This window comes from Desulfosalsimonas propionicica, from assembly GCF_013761005.1.
Taxonomy (GTDB): Bacteria; Desulfobacterota; Desulfobacteria; order Desulfobacterales; family Desulfosalsimonadaceae; genus Desulfosalsimonas; species Desulfosalsimonas propionicica.
Map to the genome: position 1 here is coordinate 124,104 of NZ_JACDUS010000007.1, position 16,179 is coordinate 140,282.

Annotated in this window: 12 protein-coding genes; 11 read left to right on the forward strand and 1 reads right to left on the reverse strand. The window is 54.2% G+C overall.

Annotation, left to right across the window (positions count from 1 at the left end):
• Nucleotide 1 precedes the first annotated feature (1 nt).
• From HNR65_RS12465 to HNR65_RS12505, 9 genes are all read left to right on the forward strand, one after another.
• Nucleotides 2-787, forward strand: coding sequence for a DUF3450 domain-containing protein (locus HNR65_RS12465; RefSeq protein WP_181551845.1), 786 nt, complete (start codon nucleotides 2-4; stop codon nucleotides 785-787).
• Complete coding sequence (locus HNR65_RS12470) at nucleotides 784-2,250, forward strand: MotA/TolQ/ExbB proton channel family protein (RefSeq protein WP_181551846.1); 1,467 nt, start codon at nucleotides 784-786, stop codon at nucleotides 2,248-2,250. Before HNR65_RS12465 ends, HNR65_RS12470 begins: the two co-directional genes overlap by 4 nt.
• A complete protein-coding gene (locus HNR65_RS12475; protein WP_232364760.1) occupies nucleotides 2,247-2,858 on the forward strand; it encodes a MotA/TolQ/ExbB proton channel family protein in 612 nt (203 codons plus the stop codon). Before HNR65_RS12470 ends, HNR65_RS12475 begins: the two co-directional genes overlap by 4 nt.
• 21 nt (nucleotides 2,859-2,879) lie before the next feature.
• The gene (locus HNR65_RS12480; protein ID WP_181551847.1) at nucleotides 2,880-3,299 is read left to right on the forward strand and encodes an ExbD/TolR family protein; all 420 of its coding nucleotides are present in this window, start codon (nucleotides 2,880-2,882) and stop codon (nucleotides 3,297-3,299) included.
• Nucleotides 3,300-4,007 carry an energy transducer TonB gene (locus HNR65_RS12485; RefSeq protein WP_181551848.1) on the forward strand — a complete coding sequence of 236 codons (708 nt, stop codon included), beginning with the start codon at nucleotides 3,300-3,302 and terminating at the stop codon, nucleotides 4,005-4,007.
• 8 nt (nucleotides 4,008-4,015) lie between these two features.
• Nucleotides 4,016-5,335 carry a tetratricopeptide repeat protein gene (locus tag HNR65_RS12490; RefSeq protein WP_181551849.1) on the forward strand — a complete coding sequence of 440 codons (1,320 nt, stop codon included), beginning with the start codon at nucleotides 4,016-4,018 and terminating at the stop codon, nucleotides 5,333-5,335.
• 211 nt (nucleotides 5,336-5,546) lie between these two features.
• Nucleotides 5,547-7,664, forward strand: coding sequence for a TonB-dependent receptor (locus HNR65_RS12495; protein WP_181551850.1), 2,118 nt, complete (start codon nucleotides 5,547-5,549; stop codon nucleotides 7,662-7,664).
• 217 nt (nucleotides 7,665-7,881) lie between these two features.
• On the forward strand, nucleotides 7,882-8,736 hold the full coding sequence (locus tag HNR65_RS12500) for an SAM-dependent methyltransferase (protein WP_181551851.1): 855 nt from the start codon (nucleotides 7,882-7,884) through the stop codon (nucleotides 8,734-8,736).
• Nucleotides 8,737-8,836: 100 nt separating this feature from the next.
• Complete coding sequence (locus HNR65_RS12505; protein ID WP_181551852.1) at nucleotides 8,837-10,246, forward strand: APC family permease; 1,410 nt, start codon at nucleotides 8,837-8,839, stop codon at nucleotides 10,244-10,246.
• Nucleotides 10,247-10,290: 44 nt separating this feature from the next.
• Here HNR65_RS12505 and HNR65_RS12510 read toward each other — a convergent pair whose 3' ends face one another.
• On the reverse strand, nucleotides 10,291-10,749 hold the full coding sequence (locus HNR65_RS12510; protein ID WP_181551853.1) for a universal stress protein: 459 nt from the start codon (nucleotides 10,747-10,749) through the stop codon (nucleotides 10,291-10,293).
• 274 nt (nucleotides 10,750-11,023) lie between these two features.
• Here HNR65_RS12510 and HNR65_RS12515 point away from each other — a divergent pair, with 274 nt between their 5' ends.
• Together HNR65_RS12515 and narH are read left to right on the forward strand one after the other, a co-directional pair.
• Nucleotides 11,024-14,758 (forward strand): nitrate reductase subunit alpha, encoded by a 3,735-nt coding sequence (locus tag HNR65_RS12515; RefSeq protein ID WP_181551854.1) that lies wholly within the window; start codon nucleotides 11,024-11,026, stop codon nucleotides 14,756-14,758.
• A complete protein-coding gene (gene narH / locus HNR65_RS12520) occupies nucleotides 14,748-16,175 on the forward strand; it encodes a nitrate reductase subunit beta (protein WP_181551855.1) in 1,428 nt (475 codons plus the stop codon). Before HNR65_RS12515 ends, narH begins: the two co-directional genes overlap by 11 nt.
• The last annotated feature ends 4 nt before the right edge of the window (nucleotides 16,176-16,179 follow it).

Below are 16,179 nucleotides of genomic sequence, written 5' to 3' on the forward strand. Positions count from 1 at the left end.
CATGAAATTGAAATTTACGGCGATACTGGCTGGCGTTTTCCTGGCCTTGTTTCTTGCCGGCACCTGCCCCGCGCAAACCGCGGAAGGCGGCGATACCGGCGAAAAGGTGCGCAGCAACGTCTTCGAGTCAGTGCAGACCCGCAAACAGACCCAGAAAGAACGCGAACAGTGGCAGGAAGAAAAACAGGAACTGACCGCTGCTTATGACCGGCTTCAGGACAAAAAAACACGGCTGGAAAAAGAGCGGGCGCTTTTGGAGAAAAAAAAGGCTGCTGCTGAGAAGCGGATTGCCGGTAAGGAAAAAAAGCTCGCAGATATAGAGCAGATCACCGAAGACATCGAACCCTTTATCTTGCAGACCGCAGACAGGCTCGAAGAGGTGGTTGAAAACGATTTGCCCTTTCTTGCAGCGGAGCGGGAAAAAAGACTGGACCGGATCGGGGAATTGATGGCAGATCCCGGCAAATCAGTGAGCGAAAAATACCGCAGGGTCATGGAAGCCCTGTTGGTGGAGGCTGAATACGGAAACACCATTGAGGCCTATCAAAAAAGCATTGAGGTGGACGGCCGCAGCCTCAGGGCAAATATTTTTCGCCTGGGAAGAATCAGCCTGTTTTACCAGACCATGGACCAGGAGGAATGCGGCTGGTTCAATGCGGCGGAAAACCGATGGGAAAAGCTGCCTGCGACACACAACAGCAATATTGCCGCAGCCATTGACATCGCCGCCCAACGGCAGCCGGCCGAACTGCTCACTCTGCCGCTGGGAAGGATGGTGGTAAAATGAAAAAAAAGATTCTGACTGTATTTACTGCCGCCTGTGTCTTTTTTTCCTGCGCCCCTGTTTTTGCCCAGCAGGACATGCGCGAGCTGCAGATAAAGGCCCGCATGCAGAGACAGAAGCTTGAAAATCAGGCAAAACAGGAAAAAAGGGCCGCTGAACAAGAAGCCGGGCAAACCCGGCAGGAAATCACGAAAAACAGAAAGAGCCTCAAACAGGCCATTGCCGGTTTGGAGAAAGAAACCCAACAACAGGAGGAAAACATCGCCTCCCTGGAAAAAGACATGGAAGCATTTTCCGCCAGGGAAAAGGAACTTGACAGCGAGCTGGCTGAAACAGACAGGATTGTAAGTGAACTGGCGGGAACAATAAAGGCCAATGCAGACGATATCACTGGTCTTGCAGAAGGCAGCCTCCAAAACCCCCTGGCGCCCGGGGCGCGGGCACTTCTTGAAAGCATCGCAGAAAAGCGCAAATTTCCGGGCATGGAAGATATCCGGATGATGGCAGAAGTCCTTTACAAACAGGTCCGGCTGTCCGGAAACGTCCGGGTTAAAGGCGGCACCATTATTGACCGCTCAGGAGAGGAATCCAGGGCCGGGATACTGCTCATAGGCAATTTTACAGCAGCATACAGGACTGACCAGGAAACCGGTTTTCTGAAACATTCTCCCGGCAGCGGGCAGCTCTTTGCCCTGTCCAGCCTTCCGCCGGGGGGAATGCAGCGAAAAATCAACGACTACATGGACGGCAAGTCCATGGCCGTGCCCATGGATATCACCCGGGGAGGCGCTTTGCGCCAGCTAACCCATGAGTTAAGCCTTTCAGAGCAGATCTCGGAGGGCGGCCCCATTGTATGGCCGATCCTGTTTCTGCTGGGCCTGGGACTTCTTATTATCGCCGAAAGAACCATTTTTCTGCTGCGCAGAAGGTTTGATGCAGAAGGTTTCATGCGCTCCATTAAAGAACTGGTAAAACAGGGCAGGTTTGAAAAATGCAGGCAGGCCTGCGACGGCCACGGGACAAAGCCGCTTCCGCGTGTTATCAGCGCGGGCCTTGACTGCTGCCACATGCCCAGGGAAGAAATGGAAAACGCCCTGCAGGAGGCGATCTTAAGGGAAATCCCGCCCATGGAAAGATTTTTGTCCACCCTGGGCATGCTGGCGGCCATTGCCCCGCTTCTGGGGCTTTTGGGCACAGTTACCGGCATGATTAACACTTTCCACGTGATCACCACCCACGGCACCGGTGATCCGCGCATCATGTCCGGCGGAATCTCCGAGGCCCTTGTAACAACCATGCTGGGACTGGCCGTTGCCATACCTATGCTCATGGCCCATACCTGGCTTAACCGGGCGGTGGAAAAAGATATCGGGGAAATGGAGCAAAACGCGGTGGCCCTGGTCAACATGGCCCACAAGAGCCGCGGGGGGCATGAACACAACAGCGGGGAAAACCGGCAGAAATGATCCAGGACCTGTTCACAGCCCTGTACCGGATGAGCCAGTATTTTGAAAGCGGCGGAATTGTAATGTTTCCGCTGGCGGCTTTAAGTCTGGTTATGTGGCTGCTGATAATAGACCGGGTCCTGCACTTCAGGCGGCTTTATCGCAAAAACATGAGTTCGAAAGCGGCCTGGGCGCATATATCAGAAAACCGGATGCCGGATCCGGCCCACTACCAGGGAGCCATTTCGGTGCTCGTGGCAGAGTTTATACGCAGCAGAAGCGGCGATCCGGTCCTGGACCGGTTCATACTCGATGAAACCGTATTGAAGATCAACCGGTCCATGGACGACCATCTTGCCACCATCGGCGCCCTGGCTGCATCAGCGCCCTTAATGGGGCTTTTGGGAACGGTTATCGGAATGATCGTCACATTTGACGTAATCGCCGTGTTTGGCACCGGAAATGCTAGGGCCATGGCCGGGGGAATTTCAGAGGCCCTGATCACAACCCAAACCGGGCTGCTGGTGGCTATCCCCGGAATGTACATGAAGGGTTTTTTAGAGCGAAGGGCGCAGAAATTAAAGCAGCGCACCGCTGTCATCGGCTACTATCTGCGCAGACATTTATAAAAAGGCCCAAAAGAGAATCTCATGATCAATATTACATCTGCAAGGCGGAACAGAAATACCACCCGGGAGCTTAATATTGCGCCCCTGATCGACATGGTTTTCATCCTGCTGATTTTTTTCATTGTGACCACCAGCTTTGTAAAAGAGACAGGAATAGACGTCAGCCGCCCCACAGCCACAACCGCTGTCAGCAAAGAAGACGCCTCCATTCTTATCGCAATCGACGAGGACAACCGGGTTTTCATGGAAAACCAGGAGATAGACGTGCGCGCTGTTCGGGCAAACATAGAGCGTGCCCTGGCTGAAAATCCCGAAGGCGCCGTGGTTGTGGTGGCCGACAGGGCAAGTAGCACGGGAACCGCTATCAAGGTAATGGACGGATGCAGGCGGGCGGGGGCGGAAAATGTTTCTTTGGCGGCAGATGTTCCGGGCGGGGCGTAAATGAGGGGAAAAGAACCCGAAAATTCCTATTTCAGAGTGCTTTTCAGGCGAAGACGCGGGGCATGGGCAATGGCTGCAGCAGCGGCGGCAGCCCTGAACCTGGCAATCTTCGCCCTGGTGCCCTACCTGCTTGAAGCCGATCCTGAAATAAAAACCTACAAAAAGATCGCCTCGGGGATAAACGTGATCCGCATGCAGGAGCCGGAGGATCCTGAACCAGAGCCAAAAGAAGAAGAAAAAGAAAAGGAAGAAGAAAAGGAAGAAGAAAAGCCGGATCCGAAAAAAGAGGCTGTTGCAAAAAAAATCGCGCGGCCGGAAATGACCGTGCCTTTTGACATCAATCCCAGGCTGCCCGCGGGTCCGGACTCCCTGGAACTGCCGGAGATGACAACGCCCCAGGCTTATTCCCCCAAAGACATGTTTTCGGCAGGGGAACTTGACCGGCCGTTGACTGCGGTTTCCCGCATTCCCCCGACATACCCGATGCGGGCAAAACGCAGAGACATCGAGGGATGGGTAAAGGTTCGGTTTGTGGTGGACAAGCAGGGCCGGGTCAGGGAGGTGACCATACTGGAACAGGAACCCGATGGGGTTTTTGATAAGACGGTGCGCAACTGCGTTTCAAGGTGGCGCTTTAAGCCGGGCACTGTGGCGGGCGTCAAAGTAAAAACCGTGGCGGAAACCACCATCAGGTTTGAACTGGATTAAAAGACCCTATGCCTGGATTTCTTTCAAAATTTTGCACCATCCTTGTTATTGCCCTGGTGCTTTCCTGCATGAAGCCGGAGGCGGCATTATGCTCACAAGGCCCGCCAGCTGCTGCGCAGATGGTGCTCTCAGAGGCCTATTGGCTGATGGATAAGGAAAGCCACGAAAAGGCCCTTGAAAAAATCAAAAAATTTCAGGCCCGTTCCGAGACCAGGGATCCGGATCCGGATGCCGCAGATCCCAGGGGATATCATCACCCCGAGATCTATTTCATGCTCGGAAACATCCATTATGCCATGGAAAATCCGGAAAAAGCCAGACATGCATACCAGCAGGCCTTAAAACGCGACCCCGGGCACACCAATTGTCTGGTCAATCTGGCCCGGATATTCCATGAACAGGAAAACTACACAAAAGCGGCTGAAAATTTTGAAAGAGCCTATGCATCAGAAGACAGAAACAATGCCGCACACCTTTATTACGCGGCGGTCAGCCTTCTTGCAGGCGGCGCTGCAAAACAATCTCTGGACCTGTTTGAAAATCTTTTGCAAGCCCATCCCGACGAGATCAAACCCCGGTGGCGTGAAAATCTGGTGCACGCCTTTCTTTCCGCAGGCCAAAACAGGCAGGCTTTGCCCCACGTAAAGCGCCTGGCGGAAAAATACACTGGAGACAAGCAGATCCAGTGGCAGGAAATACTGCTGCATCAGTATGTTGAACTGGGCATGCAGGATACAGCCAGAAAATACGCCCTTGAGCTGACAATGCAGGCCCCCACCCTGCCCAAATGGTGGAAGGCCCTGGCACACACGGCATTGTCTCAAAACGACTACGATCAGGCATTAACGGCCATGACAATTTACAGCTACCTGACCCCGCTTTCAAAGCGGGAAAAAAAGCTCCTGGGCGATCTTGCTCTCCAGGCCGGGGTACCGGTTAAAGCAGTCCCGCACTACAGGGTGTTTTTAAAAAAAGATCAGGACAAGTCCGTGCTGAAAAGCCTGACGGCTGCATTAAGACAGCTTGGAAAGCCAAAAGAAGCCCTGGAGGCCATCAGGGAGTTTCAGGGACATCAAAATGATCCGGCGTTAATGATGCTCAAAGCTGATCTTCTCTACAGCCTGGACAGATTCGGGGATGCGGCCGCGGCATACAGCGCGGCTGCGCGAAACAAAGGAAGGCAGGAAAGCCGCGCCTGGCTCATGGCCGGATACGCGGCCTGGGAGGCGCAAGACACGGACGCTGCTTTGCAGTATTTTAAAAAGGCGGCTGAATTTGAAAACCATAAAAAGGATGCAAAAGCCGCCATTCAAAGACTGGCGCAATAACCCCTTACAAAACAACTCCGGCTTGTATCAAATTCCGGTATTTGAATAAGGGGGCAGCCGAGCCCGGCCAGGCCCATGCGGCTGCCCCCTTTGGCAAACCTCCCGTGAAACGGGAAGCATTTTTTTTATAGCAGCAAATACCCGCCGCTTCAATGCTTTACCGCGTCCACGGGCATATCCTGAAACTGAAAAATGGAAAGGAGAGAAATGGATGCGCAGAAAAATCGCCCGCTGGACCGGGATCATCATCATCGCTGCAATCTTATCGCCGGTATTTTTTTTATGCCGGGCAGATGCCGAAGAGAATGTGGAAGAACTCGATACCATGGTGGTCAAGGAAAAGAAGACAAAGCCGCAGATTGTTACTGAACCCGGCAAAACCATAATCAATACCGAGCATTACCATGGAGCGGGCATACCGCAGAATGTCTCGGATTTTATCAAAGACCTGCCCATCATGAACTACAGGGGCGGCTCAGAGCTTGTGCCCGACAGCGACACCTTTTACCTGCGGGGTTTTGACGGCAACCGGTTTGTCAGTGCAATGGACGGGGTTACAATACGCAAAACCGGAGGCCGGAGAGGGAGCAATATCGTGGATTACGCCCTGCTTCCGCCTTTTCTTATAGAATCCGTGGAGGTTATGCCCGGTCCGCATTCCGCCCTTTACCCTGGCAAAAGCATCGGCGGAGCCGTCAATTTTATTTCCAAAACGCCCAGGCGCTATGAAGAAGCAAAACCGGATCTTGTCTTTTCCGCCAGCTACGGCGACTACGGCACCCAGAACCACAGCCTGTCTGCCAGCGGAGGGGCGGGCAGCGCCATTTATGATCTGGGCTATCAGAAATACGCAACCGACGGGTATCTGAGAAATCACGAGGCGGATATTGACACGGTTTTCGGCCGTCTGGGATACATACTGCCAAACAACGGATATGTTACATTTCAGGCCTCATATACCGATGCTGACCGGCAAAGGCCCGTGGTAAACGATCCGGATGATCCGGCCAGCGATTATGACCCGGACTATCCGGTCAGGGAAAAACAAAGCGGACGTGACCTTTATTACGACCAAAATCCCACCTGGGACAAAACCGCAACCTATTACAGGCTAAACAGCAAAATTCCCACGCCCCTGGGCACCTGGTCGGCAGGCGCCTATTACGGCGAGGAAACCAGGGATCATGCTGATCTGAACTCCGGCTCCTGGAAAACGCACTGGAAACAGCAGGGAGCAAAGGTTGCCAATGAATTCTCCCTGGGCGAAGGCCATGTAACCACCATTGGAGCAGATCTGGCACAAAACTATGATGCCAGTGACGATGAGTCCTATAAAAAACGAATTGAAATCATTTCGGGATTTGCCCGGCACGAATGGCAGATCACCCAGCGACTGAACATGACCGCCGGCGCCCGCTACGAAGATGTCACCATCAACGTGGACAACTCAAACAACAACGGCGGCACATGGATTTCAGGAGAAGACAAATGGATCGAGCGCAACTGGTCCGACTGGTCGCCCAAAAGTTTTCTTACCTACGAACTCGATGATCATGCCGACTGGCTGAGAGACACCTCGGTATCAGCAGGTATCAGCCGCATCTGGCGGGCCCCGGATTACCACGGCGATTACAATCCCCAGGGAAAGCCCACAGGCGCCTGGCTGGAGCCTGAGCACGGCACCGGCTACGATGCCATACTATCCAGAAGACTTGCCGGTGATATCAATCTTCAGCTCAACTACTCATACTACCGGATAAAGGATTTTATTTCTTATAACCGGGATTTTGCCCAATACACCCCGGCAAGCGGTAACCCGGTTGAGCCTGGAAAAGAGTTCATGGATTATAAGATCAACCTGGAAGAAGTCATCCGCCAGGGTTTAGAGGTTCAGCTCAACGGAAGCCTTTCCCGGGATCTGGATTTCATATTGGGATATGCTTATCAGCACTTTGACAACCAGGGAGATGAGCCCGCAGGAGAGGAGGAACTGAGCAACCGGCCCGAACACAGGGCAAACGCCAGTCTTATCTGGCATGTTCGCCAGGGTACGCGCCTGATCCTTGACTATGAATGCCAGGATGACCAGGTAGCCGTTGAGGCCATCGAAGTGGCCGAGGATATATACGAATTCCGGGAAACCGAGGTTGACGCCTTTCACGTGTTTGACCTCGGAGTTGAACAACGCCTCTTTGATCAGTGGCGTAGCATTAAAAGTGGCATGCTTAAGGTTTATGTGAAAAACCTGTTTGACAGGGATTACATCAATTCAAGCGGAGAGCCGGCGGTTGACCGGACCATGGGGGCTGCATTTTCTTTTAAATATTAAAGCACAGAAAGACTTGCAGTGAGCGGTATCAAAAAATTTTCTGCATCAACCTTGATGGCACCGTAACAGTCCAACATCTGCGTTACGCGCGATTCCTCAGAATTTCACGTACGGCTAAGTACGCTGCATTTCTCGCAATCGCGCAAGCCTTGATCTTGAACTTTTTACGGCGCCATCAACCTTGTTTACGGACAACTTAAAAAAGGAGCAAATTAACATGTATGGTGCGCTTGTAAAAAAGAGATCCCTGTTTACCATCTGTATTTTCTGTCTTTCTGCATTCCTTGTTTTCTGCATTCTCCAGGCATCCGGCTTTGCGGCCGAAAAAAAACGCGGCCGGCCGTTCCGGCTGGTCAGCGTCGGGGTCGGAGACCCGGATTTGATTACGGTCCGGGCAATTGAAAGGATCAGGGGATCGGATATCATCATATGCCGCCCAAGGGTGGAGAAAGAATTTGGAGAATACCTGGAGGGAAAAATTGTCTGGGAGGGCGCTTTTGACCAATGGCGCACCTGGGATCAGGACTGCAGTGAAATCGCAGACAGGGAAAAACGGGAAAAGTGTATCAGTGATCAAAAGCTCAGGAAAAATCTGGAGAAAAAAATCAGAAAGGCCGTAGATGAAGGAAAAACTTTATCGGTACTGGGCCACGGAGACCTGATGATTTACGGGGGTCCCTACAGGTGGTATCTGGAAGCTCTCGAAGATCTGAAACCCGAAATCGTGCCGGGGGTAAGCTGCTTAAACGCCGCAAACGCCAACTTTGGAAAAGACATAATGTCAGGGGAGAAGACGAGTTCAGCGGTGCTGACCCATTACAGGGATATTGACAAGGTGGCAGAGCACCAGCCCACCCTGGTCATATTTACCATGCATACCGCGTTTGAAGACATTGTGGAAAAATTAAAGCGTTACTACCCTGAAGATACGCCTGTTTCGATCGTCTTTTATGCGGGTTACAAGGAAAAAGAATACCGAATTTCAGGTACTCTTGCAACGATCCAAAAAAAGACAGAAGGCGAAGAATTCCCTTTTGAACACTTGGTATACGTGGGAGACTTCATGAAATAACCAAATCCTTCGTGAAAATGAACAAGGCATCAAGGAGAATCAAAATGAAAAGAATCTGTTTTTCAGGATTCTGCTTTTTCAGAAAAACCGGCGGTAAGGCATGAAAAACGCGATTGACGGCAACGGGGACCTTCTGCGGCAGGTGGGCGCTTTTACCGCCACTGTGCTGGTTGTTTCCAACATGGTGGGCACGGGAATTTTCACCACCTCGGGCTTTATCATGGAGGAACTCGGCGATCCGGTAATTCTTATTTTATGCTGGATTTGCGGCGGGATTTTTGCCCTGTGCGGTGCGCTGTGCTACGGCGAGCTCGGGGCGAAATTTCCGCGCGCCGGCGGGGAATACGTGTTTCTCCGGGAAAGCTTCGGCCGGATGATGGGGTTTCTTTCGGGCTGGATTTCGCTTATCGTGGGTTTTTCAGCCCCTATTGCCGCGGCGGCTATTGCCTTTTCCACCTATTTTTATTCCGCTCTGGGACTTGATGCCGCCTGGAAAATACCGATAACGGTTTTCGGCTTCCAGGCGGCAACTCTTTCCGTGGTGAATATCACGGCCGTGGCAGCAATTATCCTGTTTAGCCTGCTTCATTATCACAGCGTTGTCACCGGCGGCCGGATACAAAACGTGCTGACCATAGCAAATTTTGGCCTTATGCTTTTTTTTATCATCGCGGGATTTGTCTTCGGAAGCGGCTCTGTGGAAAATTTCCGGGGGCAGGGCGGGCTGTCGGCCTTTTCAGCCGAACCCTTTGCCGCCTCCCTGATTTTTGTATTTTTCGCCTACAGCGGCTGGAACGCTTCGGCTTATCTGGGCGGGGAAATCAAGGAACCCAAAAGAAATATCCCCCTGTCCCTGACGGTGGGATCCCTGGCGGTGACAGGACTTTATCTATTGTTAAACGCGGTGTTTGTCTACTCCATGCCTGCGGATCAAATGGCGGGCGCCATTGACGTGGGCGCAAAATCGGCAGAATTTCTTTTTGGAAAAGGCGTCAGTCGGTATTTAAGCATTGCCGTGGCCCTGGGAATCCTTTCCGCGGTAAGCGCCATGATCATGACCGGGCCCAGAATATATTATGCCATGTCCAGGGACGGGGTGTTTTTCACCAGGCTGGCCAGGGTCAATCCGGAGCGCAGAACGCCCGCCTGCTCGATTGTTCTGCAGGCGGCAATTGCATGTTTCATGGTCATCACTGCGGCCTTTGACGCGCTTTTGACCTATATCGGCTTTACACTTTCCCTTTTTGCCATGTTCACGGTCATCGGTATGATCCGCATCCGGAAAATCCGGCCGGATCTTTCCGGGATTTACCGCACCATCGGCTATCCGTTTACTCCCCTGTTTTTCATCGCCGGCCATCTGTGGATCATCTATTACATGATCCAGAGCCGGCCCATCGGCGTGGTCTTCGGCTTTGCCACCATACTTGCCGGCATCCTCGTTTACCTGGGCTTTGCTTTTAAAGACCGGCTAAAGGCGTTTTTTCCGAATCGTCGTCTTTTCAGATGATAACCGGCCAGATAAATTTCCTGCAAGCCTGAAGCCTTGGGGCTTCAGGCTTCTCGCCTGTGCGCCGGGACCATGAACACGGGCACGGTGGTGCATTTGAGCACGCGCTCGGCCACGGAGCCGAAATCAAAGTGGCTTTCCCGGCCCTGGCTGGCCATGACCACCACGTCAATGTCCTGGTTTTCCATGAACTCCAGGATTTTCTTGGCCGGATCACCCACCGCGGTGTGCCGGAAATACAGCGGGCAGGAGGATAGAAAATTATCGCAGATTTCATCCAGGCGTTTTTCCGCGGTATTTTTTTCCCACTGCCGCATGCGCTCGAAGTCCGCCTGGGGGTCCGTATCTCCGTATGCCGCACCGAACTCCACGTATTCCTTTAACACGTAGAGGATGTGGACCCCAGCCCCGTATTTTTCAGACAAAGATGTCACAAAGGGCAGGGCGCTGGCAGCGTTTTCGGAAAAATCCGTGGGCCAGAGAATGTTTTTGATTTCAGCCATGATCGTTCCTCCTGTGGGTTGCGGGTTGGCGTTTTTTAAACCATACCAGGCAGACAAATGCCGCCGCCTTGATTTAAGTCAAGGAAATGGCCGAATGTCCGGGATACAAAAAAGCAGGATCGGGTAAGTGTTTGATGTATTGAAATCTGCCCATATATTTACTTGATAAGACATATTTGAAGGGTTTGCAAAAACGAATACGAAAACACCCTGCAAGCCCCGGCCTTCACGGGCGGTCATTTGCACAAATCACTTTTTTCCAACGGAGGGATTCATGTCCCGGGACAACCCTTTTCTTTCTCTTCGGTTTCTGCGACCCAAACCCAAAGACGGTTCATGCAAAGAGGAATCTTTTGTCGGCGGCCATGCGGCCGTGCGCTGCGGCCAGCGGGAATGGGAGGATTTTTACCGCTCCCGCTGGCAGCATGACAAAACCGTGCGCACCACCCACGGGGTCAACTGCACCGGATCATGCGCCTGGGACGTGCATGTGAAAAACGGCGTGATCGTCTGGGAGGTGCAGGCAACCGATTACCCGGGCTGCGGTGCGGCCATGCCCGACCATGAGCCCCGGGGATGTCCCAGGGGCGCCACTTTTTCCTGGTATACCTACAGCCCGGTGCGGCTCAAATACCCCTATATCCGCTCGGCCCTGGCGGACATGTGGCGAAAAGCCTTAGAAGAACATAAAGACCCGGTCTATGCCTGGCGCTCAATCGCAGATGACCCGGAAAAGGTCAAAGCCTATCAGAAGGTCCGGGGCAAGGGCGGACTTGTCCGGGTGTCCTGGAACGAGGCCGCAACGCTTGTGGCCGCGGCCCTGGTGCACACCATTAAAAAATACGGCCCGGACCGGGTGTTCGGGTTTACCCCCATTCCGGCCATGTCCATGGTCTGCTACGCCTCTGGCGCCCGGTTTCTGTCATTGATCGGCGGGTCCATGATCAGCTTTTATGACTGGTATGCGGACCTTCCCCCGGCCTCGCCGCAGATCTGGGGCGATCAGACAGACGTGCCTGAAAGCGCGGACTGGTATGAGTCCGCCTACATGATTGTCTGGGGCACCAACCTGCCCATGACCCGGACCCCGGATGCGCATTTTTTCACCGAAGCCCGCTACCACGGCACGTGCGTGGCCGCAGTGGCCCCGGATTACGCGGAATACGTCAAGTTCGCAGACTCCTGGCTGCCGGCCCGGGCCGGAACCGACGGGGCCCTGGCAATGGCCATGGCCCACGTGATTTTCAAGGAGTTTTACCTGGACCGGGCTTCTGAGTATTTCACCCAATACGCCAAGTCCTACACGGACCTGCCGTTTCTGGTGCGCCTGGATGCAGATGATAAAGACGATGCAGACGGCTGGCTTCCGGGCCGTTTTCTGCGGGCCGCCGATCTGGGCATTTCCATGAACAATGCCGAATGGAAGCCCATGTGCTGGGATGGGCAAACGGACAAACCCGTTATACCAAACGGCGGCATCGGGTTTCGCTGGGGTGAGCAAGGCCGCTGGAACCTGCATCAGGTGGATGCCCAAACAGATGCCCGGATCGATCCCTGCTTAAGTTTTGCCCAGTCCAGCCAACAGTGGTGCAAAACCCGGTTTCCAATATTTGCCTTTACCGGGGCAGGCTCCCGCACCGGGTATGTGCCGGCAAGGAAAATTGCTACAGATAAGGGTGAAATCCGGGTAACCACGGTATTTGACCTCATGGCCGCAAACCTGGGCCTGATGCCGGACAATGCCCCAAACTTTCCCGCTGATGCAGACACAACCGATTATCCCGCAGATTACCAGGACCCCAAACCTTACACCCCGGCCTGGCAGGAGGCCATCACCGGAGTGCCCGCCAAAGACGCAATCCGCGTGGCCCGGGAGTTTGCCGAAACCGCCGAAAAAACCCGGGGCAAGGCCATGATTTTTCTCGGGGCCGGCACCAATCACTGGTTTCACAGTGACATGACCTACCGGGCCATTATCAATCTGACCACCCTGTGCGGCTGCCAGGGGGTCAACGGCGGGGGATGGGCCCATTACGTGGGTCAGGAAAAAATCCGGCCCATATCCGCCTGGGCCCAGCTCGCCTTTGCCCTGGACTGGAAGCGGCCGCCCAGACAGCAAAACGGCACCTCGTTTTTTTATTTCGCCACCTGCCAGTGGCGCTATGATGCCATGGACGCCGGCGCCCTGGCATCACCGATGTTTGCAGACAAATTGCCCTCAAAACACCCGGCAGACTATAACGCAATGGCCGCCCGGCTGGGCTGGCTGCCGTCTTATCCCCAGTTTAACGAAAATCCCCTGGATTTGTGCCGGCAGGCAGAAGACCAGGGGGCGAAGACAGATGACGAGATCATTTCTTTTGTCACGGAAAAGATCAAATCCGGTGATCTTTGCTTTGCGGTTGAAGACCCGGACAACCCGAAAAACTTTCCCAGAGTGCTGTTTTTGTGGCGGGCCAACCTGCTCGGGGCCTCGGGCAAGGGACACGAGTATTTCTTAAAGCACCTGCTGGGCGTGGAAAGCGCTGTATCCGGCCCGGAAAGCCAGCACCGGCCCGAACAGATCCAGAGGCATGACCCCGCGCCCGAAGGCAAGCTCGATCTCATGGTGACAATGGAGATGCGCATGTCCACATCCGCGCTTTACTCGGACGTGGCCCTTCCGGCGGCTTCCTGGTATGAGATGCATGATTTGAGCACAACAGACATGCACCCGTTTATCCATCCGTTTAACCCGGCCATTGATCCGCCTTGGGAGACCCGCACCAACTGGGATCAGTTCAAAACAATCGCGGAAACATTCTCCGATTTGGCCAAAACCCACCTGGGCCGGCAGAAAGACCTTGTGGCCACGGCCCTGGCCCATGACTCGCCCGGAGAAATCGCCCAGCCGCATGTTCAGGACTGGAAGGACGGAAAAACAGCACCTGCAGCCGGAAAAAATCTGCCCAATCTCACGGTGGTGACAAGGGATTTTGGCGAAACCCACAACATGATGACCGCTCTCGGCCCCCTGGCCGCGGAAAAAGGCATGGGGGTTAAGGGCGTGTCCTGGAAGGCGGACACGGAATACGAAGAACTCAAGTCCGAACTGGGAACCGTTGCAACACCCGGCTTAACCCAGGGCATGCCGCGCCTGGAAACCGGACATGACGTGGCCTGCGCCATTCTGGCCCTGGCCCCGGAGACAAACGGGCACACGGCTGTCAAATCCTGGCAGGGCGTGGAAAAAACCAGCGGGCTTTCCCTTTCCCATTTAAGCCGGCAGCGCGAAGGCGAAAAAATCACCTTTGACAGTATTACCGCACAGCCCAAAGAAATCATCACCTCGCCCACCTGGAGCGGCCTGGAAACAGAAGGCCGGCGCTATTCCCCGTTTGTGATCAACATCGAGGAAAAACTGCCGTTCCGCACGCTCACGGGCCGGGCCCAGTTTTACATGGATCACGAATGGATGCTGGCATTCGGCGAGCACCTGCCGGTCTACCGGCCGCCCCTGGACATGGATGCCATGGGATCGGCTGGGGTATCCCGGGAGCCGGGAAAGGAAATCATATTGAATTATCTCACCCCGCATTCCAAGTGGTCCATCCACAGCACCTATTCGGACACCCTGGTCATGCTCACGCTTTTCCGGGGCGGTGAGGCCATCTGGATCAACAACCAGGATGCCGCCGGCATCGGGGTTTGCGACAACGACTGGGTGGAGTGCTTTAACATCAACGGGGTGGTCATGGCCCGGGCCGTTGTGAGCCATCGGATTCCCCGGGGCAAGGCATTTATGTATCACGCTCAGGAGCGGCTGATCAACACGCCGGGCTCAAAGCGCTCCGGCCAGCGCGGCGGAACCCACAACAGTGTCACCCGGATCATGGTCAAGCCCACCCACATGATTGGCGGGTATGCCCAGTTCAGCTATTTTTTCAACTACTACGGACCCACCGGCGCCCAGCGCGACGAGGTGATCGTGGTCCGCAAGGCCGGGGAGATCGACTGGTATGAAGATTAAAGCCCAGATGACCATGGTGTTGAACCTGGACAAATGCATCGGATGCCACACCTGCAGTATTCCGTGCAAAAACGTATGGACCAGCCGGGCAGGCGCGGAATACATGTGGTTTAACAACGTGGAGACCAAGCCCGGCATCGGGTATCCAAAAAACTGGGAGGACCAGGGGATTTACCAGGGCGGATGGACGGCCGAAAACAACCGTTTGGCCCTTGCAGCCGGCGGACGGGTCACAAAGCTTGCCCGGATTTTCAACAATCCCCATCTGCCGCAGATTGACGCCTATTACGAGCCATGGGATTATGATTACGGCAGCCTTATCACAAGCCCGGTAAAAAAACACCAGCCCGCCATACGGCCCCGCTCGCAGATCACGGGCAACTCCATGGAAATCCAGTGGGGACCCAACTGGGAGGATGACCTGGCCGGGGTGTGTGAAACCGGAGCCGCGGACACCAATTTTGCAGGCCTGGATGCGCAGAAATACCTGGAATTTGAACAGGCCTTTATGCTGTATCTGCCCCGGCTGTGCGAGCACTGCTTAAACCCGGCGTGCGCGGCCTCTTGTCCGTCAGGTGCGCTTTACAAAAGGGATGAAGACGGCATTGTGCTGGTGGATCAGGCCCGGTGCCGGGGCTGGCGCTACTGCGTATCCGGATGTCCCTACAAAAAGGTGTATTTCAACTGGAAAACCGGCACTTCGGAAAAATGCATCTTCTGCTATCCCAGAACCGAAAGCGGTATGACCACGCTGTGCTCTGCCTCCTGTGTGGGCCGGATCCGGTATGTGGGCGTGATCCTCTATGACGCAGAGCGCATATCCCAGGCCGCATCTGCAGCCGACCCCAAAGAGATCTATCCTGCCCTGGTGGACATGATGCTTGATCCCAATGATCCCAAAGTGCTTGATGAAGCTGAAAAACAGGGCATTTCCGAGGCGTTTTTGAAGGCCGCCCAAAAATCGCCCACAGATAAACTCATGCGCAAATGGCGCCTGGCCCTGCCGCTTCACCCGGAATACAGAACCCTTCCCATGGTCTGGTATGTTCCGCCCTTAAGCCCCATTCAGACGGGCACGGAAAACAAAAATCCCGATGAAGCGCTTTCAGACATGCGCATTCCGGTCAAATACCTGGCCAATCTCCTGGCAGCCGGTGATGAGGCCCCGGTGCGACGGTCTTTGAAATATCTCATGGCCCTGCGGGCCTACATGCGCTCTTTGCGTCTGGAAAAAACCCCGGACAAAAGTATACTGGACCAGGCCGGACTGGATGGGAAACTGGATGAGGCAACGGTTTTGGAAATCTATGACCTGCTGGCCATTGGCAAGCACAAGGACCGGTTTGTGCTACCAACCGCCCCGACCCCGGACCAGGCGGACATGCGAATGACACAAGGTGAAAAAGGATTTGAGTAAAATT

Excerpts from the sequence above, each read along its gene's own strand:
- HNR65_RS12465 (WP_181551845.1), top strand. The coding sequence starts at position 2 with ATGAAATTGAAATTTACGGCGATACTGGCTGGCGTTTTCCTGGCCTTG.
- HNR65_RS12470 (WP_181551846.1), top strand. The coding sequence starts at position 784 with ATGAAAAAAAAGATTCTGACTGTATTTACTGCCGCCTGTGTCTTTTTT.
- HNR65_RS12475 (WP_232364760.1), top strand. The coding sequence starts at position 2,247 with ATGATCCAGGACCTGTTCACAGCCCTGTACCGGATGAGCCAGTATTTT.
- HNR65_RS12480 (WP_181551847.1), top strand. The coding sequence starts at position 2,880 with ATGATCAATATTACATCTGCAAGGCGGAACAGAAATACCACCCGGGAG.
- HNR65_RS12485 (WP_181551848.1), top strand. The coding sequence starts at position 3,300 with ATGAGGGGAAAAGAACCCGAAAATTCCTATTTCAGAGTGCTTTTCAGG.
- HNR65_RS12490 (WP_181551849.1), top strand. The coding sequence starts at position 4,016 with ATGCCTGGATTTCTTTCAAAATTTTGCACCATCCTTGTTATTGCCCTG.
- HNR65_RS12495 (WP_181551850.1), top strand. The coding sequence starts at position 5,547 with ATGCGCAGAAAAATCGCCCGCTGGACCGGGATCATCATCATCGCTGCA.
- HNR65_RS12500 (WP_181551851.1), top strand. The coding sequence starts at position 7,882 with ATGTATGGTGCGCTTGTAAAAAAGAGATCCCTGTTTACCATCTGTATT.
- HNR65_RS12505 (WP_181551852.1), top strand. The coding sequence starts at position 8,837 with ATGAAAAACGCGATTGACGGCAACGGGGACCTTCTGCGGCAGGTGGGC.
- HNR65_RS12510 (WP_181551853.1), bottom strand. The coding sequence starts at position 10,749 with ATGGCTGAAATCAAAAACATTCTCTGGCCCACGGATTTTTCCGAAAAC.
- HNR65_RS12515 (WP_181551854.1), top strand. The coding sequence starts at position 11,024 with ATGTCCCGGGACAACCCTTTTCTTTCTCTTCGGTTTCTGCGACCCAAA.
- narH (WP_181551855.1), top strand. The coding sequence starts at position 14,748 with ATGAAGATTAAAGCCCAGATGACCATGGTGTTGAACCTGGACAAATGC.